The sequence below is a fragment of the Actinobaculum sp. 352 genome, assembly GCF_003957265.1.
Lineage (GTDB): Bacteria > Actinomycetota > Actinomycetes > Actinomycetales > Actinomycetaceae > Asp313.
On record NZ_RQSN01000002.1, the window covers coordinates 72207 to 85373 of the forward strand.

Annotated in this window: 10 protein-coding genes; 3 read left to right on the forward strand and 7 right to left on the reverse strand. The window is 63.3% G+C overall.

Annotation, left to right across the window (positions count from 1 at the left end):
- Positions 1-47 precede the first annotated feature (47 nt).
- From EKN07_RS02545 to EKN07_RS02555, 3 genes are read right to left on the reverse strand one after another with little or no spacing between them, the layout of a single operon-like run.
- Positions 48-1493, reverse strand: a complete 1446-nt coding sequence (locus EKN07_RS02545) for a DUF5719 family protein (protein ID WP_126145579.1) — start codon at positions 1491-1493, stop codon at positions 48-50.
- Positions 1490-4603, reverse strand: coding sequence for a glycosyltransferase (locus EKN07_RS02550; protein WP_126145580.1), 3114 nt, complete (start codon positions 4601-4603; stop codon positions 1490-1492). The genes EKN07_RS02545 and EKN07_RS02550 overlap by 4 nt, the downstream gene beginning before the upstream one ends.
- 3 nt (positions 4604-4606) lie before the next feature.
- Positions 4607-4888, reverse strand: a complete 282-nt coding sequence (locus EKN07_RS02555) for a WhiB family transcriptional regulator (RefSeq protein WP_108716631.1) — start codon at positions 4886-4888, stop codon at positions 4607-4609.
- Positions 4889-5322: 434 nt separating this feature from the next.
- Here EKN07_RS02555 and EKN07_RS02560 point away from each other — a divergent pair, with 434 nt between their 5' ends.
- From EKN07_RS02560 to rfbA, 3 genes are read left to right on the forward strand one after another with little or no spacing between them, the layout of a single operon-like run.
- Positions 5323-6189 (forward strand): inositol monophosphatase family protein, encoded by an 867-nt coding sequence (locus EKN07_RS02560; protein ID WP_164505440.1) that lies wholly within the window; start codon positions 5323-5325, stop codon positions 6187-6189.
- Positions 6182-7168 carry a TIGR03089 family protein gene (locus EKN07_RS02565; protein WP_108715189.1) on the forward strand — a complete coding sequence of 329 codons (987 nt, stop codon included), beginning with the start codon at positions 6182-6184 and terminating at the stop codon, positions 7166-7168. The genes EKN07_RS02560 and EKN07_RS02565 overlap by 8 nt, the downstream gene beginning before the upstream one ends.
- A 14-nt stretch (positions 7169-7182) precedes the next feature.
- Entirely contained in the window at positions 7183-8049 is an 867-nt protein-coding gene (gene rfbA / locus EKN07_RS02570; protein WP_108715188.1) for a glucose-1-phosphate thymidylyltransferase RfbA, read from the forward strand.
- Between the two features lie 186 nt (positions 8050-8235).
- On the opposite strand, the gene EKN07_RS02575 is transcribed toward rfbA, so the two are convergent.
- From EKN07_RS02575 to EKN07_RS02590, 4 genes are read right to left on the reverse strand one after another with little or no spacing between them, the layout of a single operon-like run.
- Positions 8236-9924 carry a DUF2142 domain-containing protein gene (locus tag EKN07_RS02575; protein WP_108715187.1) on the reverse strand — a complete coding sequence of 563 codons (1689 nt, stop codon included), beginning with the start codon at positions 9922-9924 and terminating at the stop codon, positions 8236-8238.
- On the reverse strand, positions 9924-10895 hold the full coding sequence (locus EKN07_RS02580) for a lysylphosphatidylglycerol synthase domain-containing protein (RefSeq protein WP_241228106.1): 972 nt from the start codon (positions 10893-10895) through the stop codon (positions 9924-9926). The genes EKN07_RS02575 and EKN07_RS02580 overlap by 1 nt, the downstream gene beginning before the upstream one ends.
- A 40-nt stretch (positions 10896-10935) precedes the next feature.
- Positions 10936-11862, reverse strand: a complete 927-nt coding sequence (locus EKN07_RS02585) for an NAD-dependent epimerase/dehydratase family protein (protein ID WP_108715186.1) — start codon at positions 11860-11862, stop codon at positions 10936-10938.
- The gene (locus EKN07_RS02590; protein WP_164505439.1) at positions 11859-12965 is read right to left on the reverse strand and encodes a glycosyltransferase family 4 protein; all 1107 of its coding nucleotides are present in this window, start codon (positions 12963-12965) and stop codon (positions 11859-11861) included. Before EKN07_RS02590 ends, EKN07_RS02585 begins: the two co-directional genes overlap by 4 nt.
- Positions 12966-13167: the final 202 nt, after the last annotated feature.

Sequence of the window (13167 nt, forward strand, 5' to 3'; positions counted from 1 at the left end):
GTACCTCCCGCACGCCGAAATCCCCTGTCACGTCAATCTTCCGGCGGCTAGTCAACGGCGACCCGGCGCGTCATGACCTGGGAATCCGGCGCGAAGGGTGCAACCCAGTCTATGGCGTTGCCATCGGTGACCGCGCTTTGCGTCACTGCTGCGGCCGCTATCGGCGCATCGGCTCTGAACACCACCGCCACGGCACCCTCCGGCAGGGATAACGAGGCGGTACTCGCTTCTGGCACGGTGACGGTGATTTCATCGAGGAGGGAACCGTCAGCAGCAATTGGTGTGGCCGTTACCATCGCCTCTCCCGCCGTTGTGGGAGTGACAACCAGAGCGCCATGGAGCGGCCCCGTCACGACAGCTCCCGTCTCCTGCGCGGGGCGCGCCGTCGCCCAGGCGATATCGCGCGGGGCAGTGTCGCCGCTTTGCCTGTGCAACTCGACTCCAGCGGCGATCTCGGATGAGGAGCGCAGGCGCAGACTGTGGAATCCGGGGCTGAGCCCGGCCAGGGAGAGGTCGAGCACGGTGCCCGGTGCAACGGTGAGCCCCTGTCCACCGGCCAGTTCCTCTTCCTCGTCATCGTCGCGGGTGTAGACATCGACGGTGGCCGCCTGCGTCCCCGGATTGACGATGCGCAGCGTCGGCGCCTCGAGGTTCGCGGTCTGCCCTTCAGTGGCGTTAATTCCCGGAATGATTAGATCCGTTCCCGACTGCCCGGGAGTCACAAAAGAAACGCCTGCAGCGCGCGCACCATCGAGGGTGATCTCCTGCATCGATGCCGCTACCGCTCCCGCATCGGTGGTCACATGCACGGCAATGCGGCTATCACTTTCTACGATGCCATCGAGAGAGACACGCTGCACGGTCTGCGCATCCACTGTCACCCGCGAAGAAGATCCCAGGTCAAGCCGTCCCACCGACCCGTAGGCAGCCAGTCGTACGGTCACCGGTGTAAGTCCGGGGTTGGCCAGCAGAATCTCGTTAGAGGTTCCCACACCGGACTGCGAACCAACCAACCATTGATCCATGGAGGCACTCTGACAAGGATTCATCGCCGTTCCACGCAGGTCGCCATCGGACGCGACATGCAGTGTTCCTCCGGCCAGCAGGATCTGCTCCGGGTTCCCATCGGCCTGCGTCGTCGCGGCGCCTTCTCGGGCTTCGCTCGATGCCTCAAATGCCAGCGGTCCGACGGCGGCTACGCCACTGCCGGAGAAAGTGACGGTGGGAGCGGCCCCCTCCAAGCCATCCTTCGTGCCGAGGACCCACGATTCGACCCTCACATCCTCTGTGACTTCCGTGACGTCGAGTCCATTTTCGAAGGTGCGGCTCAATCCCCCCGAACACACGATGGTAATCGGTTCCGATGAGGAAACGACACGTTCGGCGGCCACCGATATGGGCTCGCTGTGCGGCAGCGCCAGCGCCAACACACATGATCCCGCTGCCGCGGCAAGTACGGCGACACCGCTGATAAGGCGTTGCATTCGGTTCATTCGCGCACTCGCTTCCTACGGCGCAGCGGCACTGCGACCACGATTGCGATAAGAAGGGCAGCCAATTGCGCCCCGGCCATAACCTGCCCCAGGTAGGGTTCATAGATGACCGAAACACTGCCGCCGGAAGCCGGTAACTGCCATGCCTGCTGCCAGGAGGATTCCACCACCGGCAGCTCCTCACCATCCAGATAGGCGTGCCAACCCGCATCGGCTCGCTCCGCCAGTACGAGCATGCGAGGACCATTTCCTGCTGTGATCCGCGCGGAGCCGCTGAGGACTCCCACCGGAACCTCCATGGCCTCCTCATCATCCAGCACGCGTAGACGCGACGTCGCTGCTGCGGCAACATCGGCACCTCTCCCGGTAGGCCCGGCTGCCGACCGGACGCGCCAGAAGGTACCAACATCGCTTTCGGTAACGTATTCCAGGCCGGGAACGGTGTTGAGTTGCGAAACGATCTGCCGCCTGTTCTTCTCGGAGACGGTGTTGCTCTCCGGAGGTACCAGGACGACGGCGATGGCGTGCTCGCCCAGCTCGTCGGCGACCTCCGCACCGCTGCCAATATCGGCGATGGCCGCAATCAGGGCGTCGTTGGCGGCGTCGTCGGAATCTCCGCGTGCCGCTGCATGCAACCGTGCGAGATCCTCAAGCCCGGCTCCCATCGCAGCTTCGTGAAGTTCGGTTCCCGCTCCGCGCCATAGTGCTGCGTGCAGGCCGTCGTCGTGGGGAGTCAGGACGAGGACGCGGCTGCGATTCTCCGACTGTTGCTCGCTCGACGCGACGGCGGGAATTGACCGAGCGGCGGGGCCCAAAACGGTGTTCTTTCCCTGCAATGCCGGGCCCGCCCAGCTCGCCATCGCGGCAAGCGGCGCGGCGGCCACAAGGATCAGCGCCGCGAGTGCCACCAGCTGATGGGCGCCGAAGGAACGTGTGGAGAGGTCTGTGCGCAGCCCGTCACCGCCATTGACGAGGATCACCCACAGACCGAATGCGGCAGCAGACAGGCCGATTCCGGTCCACGCCTCAACCTCGCTGGTCACAATGCCATCGGTGACGACGCCCACCGGGACGATGCGGCAGATTGCCGCCCACGCGATTCCGCCTGCGACCATAACCCACCCCAGGCGAATTCGGCCGGCGTTGCGACGCCGGAACAGCGCCAGAATCGAAACGAGCAGGAAAACAGCTGCGGCGCACACGCTCAGCAACACATGCCAGGTGCCGTTTGCGAAAGAACTCACGTTAATTCGTGCTGTCGGCGAGAGCGTGAGCATGCCGAGAAGTGTGGGCTGTACATCTATCGGGGCACCGGGCAAAGAGAAGAAAAGGCGCCACCCTTCGCTGCCGCGGGCGGCAGCGATCAGTGCGGGCAGCAGGGCGGTAAGTGCCGGGATGGGCAGCCACAACCAGCGTTTACGGGCACCGCGGCTACCCAGCATGCCCCAGACGGTGACCCCGATGCACAGTGGCAGTGTGATCGGCGCAGCGGTAGCCATAATCCCGAAGCTCAGTGAAGCGAGTCCAAGGGCAGAGGCAGACCGTGCGCGCCGCGCGGCGACACTGGCGGCAAAGGCAATGGGCAGGAGCATATGCCAGGTCGCTGCTGCCACCTGACCGTAGCTCAACGCGGATAACAGCGGCGGTGCGAACGCCCAGCCCAATGCGGCAAGGAGACGGATCTGCGGTGAATGCGTCAGCACACCAGCGGCCCAGAACGCTGCCAACGCCGCCGCGGGCATCGCCACGAACAGTAATCCCGTTGCCGCCGCTCCAAGCGAGGAGGTCAGCCACACGAGAGGCGTGAGGAGAATCCAAAAAGTGTCAACCGGAACCGCGTAGCCATCCCCCGCTGGCAGCCAGGGAGTGCGAGCCGCGGAGATCAACTCACCCGGACCCCATGTGTCCGGAAGAAGAGCACCGCCGGTGAGTACGCCGTCGGAAAGTAGCGGCAACTGCCCAATAAGCGAGGCCGCCAGTGCGAAGAGGAAAGAGACCAGCACACACACGCGGGTGGTGCGGCGCCAGACCGCCTGTTCGCGTAACGCCAGCGGGTCCGGCAGTGTGGCCATCGCTACTGCCTCCACCCGCGCACGTCGTGCTTCCCGGCGGGCGCGGCGCACATCACGCGGGGTTGACTCCAGGGAATGCAGCACGGAGTCCGACACTTTCCGAATGCTGCGGACGTGCGACCGGCCGCGGATTACTGTCCGCGTGTGGGCGAGTAGAAACCACGCCGCGTAGAGCTCGCCGCGTGCCAGCGCCGTTTCCTTCGTAACCAGACGGGCGAGTGAGCGCGGCAGGGCGAAGAGAAGGTAGAACACAAAAAGCAAAGGCGCGAGAAACCGCGGCGCTGCCAATAGTGCGTTGTACAACTGTGCGCCACGCCGTCGGCCGAAGGAGGAGCGGGCGTCTTCTCCCAGCGTTTCGCGCGCGTGCGCCACGGTAGCGAGTGGCTCGACCGCCACGCGCCATCCGCCGACCCATAACCGCCGCGATAGTTCTAAGCCGTCACCGAAAGGGCCGAGCGCCGGGTCCAGCCCCCCGACTTCCTCGTACGCCGCTCGCCGCAGCAGCATGGCGACCGTGCCTACACCAAGAACATCCTGGCGCTTATCGAATTGCCCCTGGTCGAGCTCGTCATCCTCGATTTCCGGTACTCGGCGTGCGGTGCGCGTCGCAAGGATTCCCACTTCGAGCAGATCGCGCGAGTTGTCCCATCCCACCTGTTTTGTGCCCACCGCCGCGATTTTGGCACTCGATTCGCCTAGCCGCAGTTGCGCGTCGAGGCATTCCGGCTCCGGGGCAGCGTCGTCATGTAAGAACCAGATCCAGGGCTCGTCGCCGTCCAGAGAGCCGCTGATGGCCGTGGCGAAGTTCGGCGCGTGCTCGTCGCATGCCCGGATTTCCACCGGGAGTTCCTCTGCATGCGCCGAAACAAGCTCTCGCACATTATCGGTGGCTCCGCCGGGTACGACGATGATAAGCCGGGCGGGGCGTAGCTCTTGAGCGGCAAGGCTGGCGAGCACTCGCGCCAGACGTGGATTATCGTCCCGGGTGACCAGAACACCGAGAACGTCCCCCCGTAATGCTGGAGCCTCGGAACTCAAATGTCAGGCACCCCGGCGAGCGCGGCGGCGTTCCCGCGAAATGCGACGCCGGTCATTATCTGACATTCCACCCCAGATGCCGTGCCGGATATCGTGCGAGATAGCGTATTCAAGGCACTCGCTCTGCACGGCGCATGCGGAGCACACGCTCGTGGCGGGAGCCGTGGAACCGCCCTTCTCCGGGAAGAAAATATCGGGATCCGTCTGAGCACACAGGGCGAATTCCTGCCAGTGCAGCTCTTCTCCGGCATCTTTCCCGTAGCCCAGATCGAAGATGCCCACCATCATCGCCTGTGCGTCCTCGGTGAGTTCCGCTTTGCCCGAGCGGATACTCAACGGGGCGCTGTCGCCGACAATACGCACGCTGACCTCCTCAGTGCGTTTGATCAAGTCTGACCTAAATTACACCCGTGTTATCCCCAAAAAGTCAAGAGGAAAGCCAATTCTGCTCCCATTTCTCGGCCCCTTGCCATACCCGATGGAAACAGTTTGCACCGCTTTACAGGGAGATTTTCAGTCAGCGCAAAGCTAAAGTGTGATCTAATCCACTTTACGTGATCTTTATGCCCGTTGCGATCACGGCTCGCGCGGGAATCTCTCCCTCCGATAGCACCCGCCACCATCTCCGCCCGCCCTCACACAAGAACATGCCTGCGCGTCTCGGCCCAACAGAGGCCAGCGCCGGGGCTCTCACCGAAAGAACGTGGGAAGATGGAGGCATGAGTGAAACCGCAGCTGAATTGGCGGACCTTGCAGAGGAGGCCGCCCGCAACGTCGGCCCCTACCTAACCGATGCATTCCTCGATCCCGGCCGTATTGACCTGAAACTCGATTTTCACGACGTGGTCACCGTACACGATAAGGAATCGCAGCGGCGTCTCTGCGCCACGCTGTTCTCCGGTGCACCCGGTTCTCTGATCCGGGGCGAGGAGGAGGACGGCTTGCTCGACCGCGATGGTCGGGCCCGCACGGCCACCGACGACGACGTCGTGTGGTACGTCGATCCCATCGACGGCACATCGAACTTCGCCACCGGCTTCGATCACTGGTGTGTCTCAATCGCTGCCGCTCGCGGTGGCGAGCTCATTGCGGCGGTAATTTACCAGCCGACGCTCGGGATTCTCTACCGAGCGGATGATTCGGGTGCCTTTCGCAATGGGCAACGTCTCGCCGTACGACGCGCACCATTAAATGAAGGGGTGGTGGCCACCGAGTTCCCCTCGCCGCGCGTTCCCGACAAGCAGCAAGCGGCGGCCGACTTCACCCGACTGGTTGGAACTGCGCGTTCCACTCGTCGCTGCGGTTCCACGGCGCTTGCCTTAGCCGAGGTGGCAGCCGGTCACTTCCTGGCGACCTTCAACCGGGGCACGCACCCGTGGGATGTAGCCGCCGGCATTCTGTTAGTCCAACGTGCAGGAGGGTTCTACCTGGGCTGCGACGACGACGGACCGTTGTATCGGCGTAATCTCGCACTGGCGCCAAATTTCGCCGCCGCTGCCACGCTGGACGCCGCGAACTTCTGCCTCGATGTGCTCGGTCGCCCCGACCTACATGCAGGCGAAGGGGAAAGTGCGAACCGTGCCTGACATCGTCCCGGCGGGCGCACCCCGGCCGCTGAGCACCAACGCGTCCGGCGAGACCGCCCGCATGGCCAGCGCGCTCGGGGTGTACACGCGGCTGCTTGGCCTCGGTACCCGCCCCGCCTTGACCTGGTATGGGAGAGATGGCCGTACCGAGTTGTCCGGCAAGGTCGCTTCCAATCATCTGGCGAAAATCGTCGGTTATCTGGCGGATGACATCTGGGTCGCGCCGGGTGAGACGGTTCGCTTAGACCTTCCCGCGCACTGGAAACAAGTGCTGTGGGGGCTCGGTGCCTTCCTGGCGGGAGCAGTGGTGCAGCTGACCGACAACGATGCACCCGCCGTCGCCTTGGTTACCGCAACACCGCAACGGCCGCCGACTTCGCCACCTCCCGAGCCGACAGGCCTCGCCGTTCTTTCCGCCGGGCCGTCGGGCGCGGGAACCGGCGGGGCGGAAAACGTCTCTGTGCAGCCCGAGCTTATCCCTGGCGCCGAAGTTCTCGCTCTTGATCTGGCTCCACTGGCGTTTGCCTGGAGCGGACCGCCCCTGCCACCTGCGGTACATGATGCCAGCGCGGAAGTACTCGGCGCGCCCGATCAGCTGCTGGATAGCTCGCTACACGAAGCATCCAATTTCGCAGCCTGGCACGGGCGCGGCGCCCTGGTTCCGGAAGCGGCCGCCGCACATGCTACCGACGGAGACGAACGTCGGGAGGAGGCGAATCCGGCCACTCGGCGAAATATCGCCATGGCCAAGCGACCCGCCGCTGATCGTGGTACCAACCAAGGTCTCGTCGACTCTGAAAAGAAGAACGACTCCCGTCTGCTGCTGATCTCCCCCACCCCGCGTCAGGCACTGGCCGCGGCAGCCTGGCAGCTCGGGCGCGGCAGCCTCGTCGTCGTGGAAAGCGACTCACAGGCGAAAGACCCGCGGGATATTGCACAAATAGAGGGCGCGAAGATCGCACGTCCGCCGCGAATATAGGGAAGAATAGCCACATGCGCGGAATTATTCTAGCCGGCGGGTCCGGCACTCGACTCAATCCGATTACCCTGGGCACCTCAAAACAGCTGGTACCCGTATACGACAAGCCGATGGTGTACTACCCCATGTCCACCCTGATGCTTGCCGGAATTCAGGACATTCTGGTGATTACCACGCCGGAGGATGCTCCCGCTTTCCATCGGCTGCTGCGCGATGGCTCGCAATTCGGTATCAATATCTCCTTCGCCGTGCAGGAGGTTCCTAACGGCCTGGCCCAGGCCTTCGTTATCGGCGCCGACTTCATAGGTGATCAGCCGGCGGGGTTGGTACTGGGCGACAACATCTTCTACGGTCCCGGCATGGGAACACGGCTGCGCCGTCACGTCGATCCCGACGGCGGCGCTGTCTTCGCCTACCATGTCAGCGATCCACGCGCCTACGGCGTTGTCGAATTCGACGAGAACTTCACCGCCCTCTCCATCGAGGAGAAGCCCGCGCGTCCAAAGTCGAATTACGCGGTACCCGGGCTGTACTTCTACGACAATGACGTGGTGCAGATCGCGCGCGATCTCAAACCGTCGGCACGCGGCGAGTACGAAATCACTGACGTCAACCGCGTGTATCTAGAGGCGGGGAAGCTGCAGGTTGAGGTACTGCCACGCGGCACCGCCTGGCTGGATACGGGCACTTTCGATTCCCTGGCGGATGCCACCGGTTTCGTGCGTACCGTGGAGGCGCGCCAGGGGCTGAAGGTGGGAAGCCCGGAGGAAGTCGCCTGGCGTATGGGCTTCCTCAGCGATGACGAGCTGCGGGAGCGTGCTGCGCCACTGGTGAAGTCGGGCTACGGCCAATACCTGCTCAGCCTGCTCGAACAGGAATAGCGCCGCGCGGCCGCCGCGAGCCATGAGGCGAGCAGGGCCGGGTGTACCGGTCCGCAGAAACTGCGCGACCGCTATGCGACAGTGAGCACTCGCCGCCCGTACTTAGGCAACTTGGGATAAGCACGAGCGGCACCTTCGTGACAGCGCAGCGCCCGCGGCGCTGTCACGCCCGATGCTTCCTCCGGGCTACTGACACCTCCGGTCACGTACGCCGCCTGCCACCACCGGCACGACCACGGCGACCCCGAGTGCCAGTACGCCCCCGCAAGCGGTGACGACAAGCCACGCGGGATCCAACCCGGCCACCAGCGACCAGCGATCCCAGTCGATACCGAAGGCACCGGATGGGTAGCACACGTGCGCCCACGCCCACAGGGAACAGGCGGACACGAGGAAGCCGACCACGCCCACGATGGTCTGCACACGCGAGCGCGCAGGCAAATCTGCCACACCGTTTATCGACCTCGCTGCGCGACGCCGATCAGGCAGCGCCATCGCCACCGCCACAATGGCCAACAGTCCCACGATGCCGGGAAATAGGTACCTCCCCTGCACCCCGGCCACGACGCCCGTGTGCGCATAGGCACGCCAGGAGACGCCGAGCAAAACCAGCAGGGTCAGCGGGTAGTAGGCGAGCAGTACGCCGAGGCGTAGGCGTTCTCTGCCGCGAACGAAGGCCACGAGTACCAAGGCAACAGTACCGATTTCCAAAACAAGCAGCAGCGGCAGTGGAAGTTGCCATTCCAACCAGCCGAGTTTCCCCCAGGAGGAGTGCAGAAGCGTGGGCCCGCCCGTTCGTAGAAAATAGCCCACCTGTGGGTTCACGTTGGCGGTCTCCCGCATCATCCCATCGGGTTGAAGCTGGCCGAAGGCGATAAGATTCCGCACCCACCAGAAGCCTCCCACGAGCACCCCGAGGCCCCCTGCCGCCGTCGCGCGAATCAGTCGGCGTGAGAGTGGGCCGATTGAGCCGTTGCTCAAGAACGCAAGCCCGACAACCAACCCCATGGGTAGGAAGAGTCCTTTCGTCCAGAGCCCAAGCCCCAATGCGCATCCGGTCGCCACAACCGAACGCCACGAGCCGGTACCGAACGCTGCTGCGGCACAGGCAGCGATGGTCACTGCGCCCGCACCCACACTCAGTGAGTCATTGCTGACCGCTGCGGTTACAAAGGCCAGTTGCGGGACGAAGAAAACCAGCGTGCCGGCGGTGAGCGACCAGTGCCTCGCCAGTCCTATCCTCCGCGCCGCGTAGACCAGGCATGGCACCACGGGAGCAGACAGCACGACGCTGAACAGACGCAGGAAGAGCAGTTGACGATCCCACGCCCAATCACTTCCTCCGACGGTGCGGAGCAGTCGCCCGGCCATCCAGTAGTACAGCGGTGGGTGCTGCGTCATTTGGTCACGAGTTTCGGCGCGCGAGTCCCCCGTGTAGCGCACATGTAGGCGGCTATTGTGCGGCGTAATCACCGCGTCGTAAAACGATGGAACGGCTTCGGTTTCTTGCAGGACCGTCCTGTCCCGCCGGGAGGTACCCACCACTCCATCCACGAGTACACCGGCTTCGGTGGCCGCCTGCATTACTCCTTCCTCCATGCCCGCCGTGCCGACCGCGGGCCAGTCGAAGGTTGTCGCGCCGCGCAAGACGGAGTTGTAATGTGTCGGTTCATCCGGGGTGCGGAAAGGCGGTGTCACAATGGCCCACACTGCCTGCCATGTCATAAACGCCAGGGTCAGCAGGATCGCACAGCGGATAAAGGCGCGCCGCGAGATTCTCTCGGCCGGTCGGCCCTCTTGCGCGGAGCTCGCCCAGGACTGCGGCCCGTCAGTCGAAGCACCGGTGGAGGAAAAGTGGGCGTCGCCGTCGTCCATCAGCGGCTGCCGCTGCCGTCCGTCTCCACTGGCGGAGCCGCATGTTTGGCAGTTGCGCGCCGCATTCCCGCGGCCGCCGCAACCCCGAGAACAATATCCGCCAGTGTGGTGAATACGCGCGAGAGGAGCACCACCACAAGGATTGCCCCCTGGCTCACCGCCGCCGTCGCCAATACGGCGCCCAGCGCAACTTCCCGCACTCCTACTCCGGCGGGAACGAAGAAGATGAGGAAGCCCACAGTCCAACCGAGCGCGTATCCTCCAGTTGCGAGCATGAAGGTGGAGAGATTTGCTGTCATCCCCACATGAGTGAGCATCAGCCACAGTTGCACACCCATGACGAACCAAGAAAGAAACGCCCATCCGGCAGCGCGCACGGTAGCCGACCAAGAGATATCAGTCTCCAGGGGTTCGCGGCGCATGAGCCGCAGCGCCAGGCCAACAAGGCGATTAAGCACGGGGGGCAGTAGCACCGCGATGCCCGCGGGAACCACCACAACGATCCACCAGTATCGCGAGAGCAATCCAGAGGGTCCGAACACGACTGCCAGACCCGCCAGGATCATACCGGTGACGATTGAGATGATGATCGAGATCAGCAAGGCGCATACGGAACGTCGTCGAGAGATCGCGTAGTCGCGCCCCACCTCCGCCGCAGCCACAAAGTTCCACACGCCGCCGGGAAGGTATTTCGCCACCTGCGAGGTGAAGAAGATGCGGCGCGCGACGACGCGATCCACCGGTGCCCCGGTTGCGTTGAGAATCACTCGCCAGGAGAGCATGGTCAGCGGCACGAAGATGAACGAAGCTAACGTAGCCCCGGCCACTACCCACAGCGGAAGTCGGGTGAGCGCCTCACCCACCTCGACCCGGTACTTGAGAATGGCCCAGATGGCCGCTACCAGTGCGAGCAGCAGGAATCCAGTGCGGAATGCACGCGATTGGAAGATCCGCAGTAGTTTCGTCAGCACGGTCACTCCAGGAAGTTACCAGATCGATATGCGGAAGCCCTCATGCGTTTATCCATTCCCACATTCGCCTCACACCGAGCGGCAGCTGTGTTGCCGCACGCCAACCGAGCTCACGTTCAATGAGGGTGCTATCGAGCTTGGACGAGGTCAAATCAAATCCGCGTCCCTGCTCATAAATGACATCGAAATGCGCGCCGGTCGCCGTTCGGACGATGTGGAGAAGATCTGCAAGTGATGTGGCCGTACCCGATCCCACGTTGTAAATGTGCTGCGTCACATCCGTAGCATTGTTCGCTACCGCTACGACGGCCGCCGTAATGTCGTCAACAAAAACGTAGTCGCGCGCAGAGGCGGGATTGCCGTACACGGTAATCGGCTCCCCTCTGCTGATGGCATGCAACCAGTATCCGAGCACGCCCTGTGCATTGTGCGCTCCCTGACCCGGCCCATACGCATTCGCGACGCGGAGAATAACGGCCCGATCACAGGCGGCAAGCACCACCTGCTCCAACTCGACCTTCAGGCGGCCGTAGGCGGACTCGGGATGAAGCGCATCGCACTCGCGATGGTTCGTGCTACCTCCGCCGTAAACCGTTCCCCCGGAAGAAAGGAACACCACTCGAGACTGAGGAGCAGCGGCCCGCAAGGCGTCAAGAGTGACGGTCACCTCATCGAGCTCCTGCTGCACGAGTTCCGGATGCTGGGCCGCAACAGCTGGCGTGTTGCGTGTTGCCGCCCACACAACCAGGTCAATATCGTGCGCCTCAGAGGCGATGACTCCTCGCGCTAGCAGGAGCGGTTTCTCAAGCGAGAAGACCTCCACTTCCCAGCCGTTGCCTCGTAAGGCCTCGGCGATCCGAGAACCAAGAAAACCGGTTCCGCCGACAACACCGACGCGTCCACGCGGCCGTGTCCATTCCGGGACACCGCCGCCCGGATGCTCCTCGTGAAGACCTTCCAAGCTCACGGCCTCTCCTGCGTCGCAACATCTCTCAGAAGACTGTAGTACGCTCGCCCCATCGCCTCCGTCGAGTGCTTGGAGGCAACTTCACGAGCGGCTGCGCCGAACGCGGCCCGTTCCTGTGATTCGGTGACCAGCCGAGTCACGGCACTGGCGAGTCGTTCGCTGTCACCGGGAGGCACGAGGATTCCATTACGTCCGTCGACAACAACTTCGTTGATGCCCGGTAGGTTTGAGGCGATCACCGGGAGTCCCGCGCACATCGCCTCCAACATGGCGACCGGCAGACCGTCTTGATCCCCTGAATCGGCTGGCACGGACGGAGTGATGATCATGTCCGCACCCGCGTAGGCGTCGCGTAACCGCTCCTTGGATAGTGCGCCAACGAACTCCACCGGTAAATCGACGGCCGCCTGTCGTAGTTCTTCCCGCAGCGGGCCATCGCCAACAACGGTCAACCTCCACAATGCTTCCTCCGGAACACGGCGCAATGCCTCCAGAAGGACGGCGAGGCCTTTTTTGGGAACAAGTCTACCGACGAAGAGTAACCGGACTTCTCTGCGGTCTTGGTGGGTGGCCGGGCGAATACCGGAAAGATCGGCACCCATGGGCATAATATGGACGCGATCTGATTCCGCTCCTAGCCGGATCACTCGAGACCGCATATCCTGGTTCATCACAGTCACACCACGCGCATGTCTGATAATGCGTGACATCACGCGGTTGATGGGCCAGCGGTCCAAGGCGTAGAGATCGCCTCCGAGCGTGGTGAGCAGTGTGGGAGTGCGGCGTGCAGCCAACAATGAAATCAATCCTTGCGGAATGATCCAGTGGGCATGAACAACGTCGGGACGGAACTCCCGTACCGCACGGCGAGTCGCGTTCCACTCCGCCACGAAGAATGGCAGCACCTGCAGGGCGCGGGAGGGCTTGGTGCGTAGATTCTCGTAAATGGCCCCCTCCGCGAGGTCCTGCCACGGCGCAGGGAAATAATGGAATCGCGAGACTATTGCACCACGGTAGCCTTCCTCATCGGCAGCGCCCCTTACTGCCGGTACAACGATTCGAACATCTGCATACCGTGCTACTTCGGACGCAAGATCGCCCACGAACTCAGGAGTTCCATCACCCTGATGGGCAGGAAAAGTGGACGCGAGTATCAAGACCCGAGGGCGACGCCTCGTGGCGCCTCGGCGCACGCTACCCATTTCGGCCACGCCCATACTCCCTTCCCTGCACCGAGCCGCGAGGAGTCCAAGCATACGTCTTCACAACTTGAGAGCATGTCTATGAACTGCACACGGCCTACCA

Excerpts from the sequence above, each read along its gene's own strand:
- EKN07_RS02575 (WP_108715187.1), bottom strand. The coding sequence starts at position 9,924 with ATGGACGACGGCGACGCCCACTTTTCCTCCACCGGTGCTTCGACTGAC.
- EKN07_RS02560 (WP_164505440.1), top strand. The coding sequence starts at position 5,323 with ATGAGTGAAACCGCAGCTGAATTGGCGGACCTTGCAGAGGAGGCCGCC.
- EKN07_RS02555 (WP_108716631.1), bottom strand. The coding sequence starts at position 4,888 with ATGGTGGGCATCTTCGATCTGGGCTACGGGAAAGATGCCGGAGAAGAG.
- EKN07_RS02545 (WP_126145579.1), bottom strand. The coding sequence starts at position 1,493 with ATGAACCGAATGCAACGCCTTATCAGCGGTGTCGCCGTACTTGCCGCG.
- rfbA (WP_108715188.1), top strand. The coding sequence starts at position 7,183 with ATGCGCGGAATTATTCTAGCCGGCGGGTCCGGCACTCGACTCAATCCG.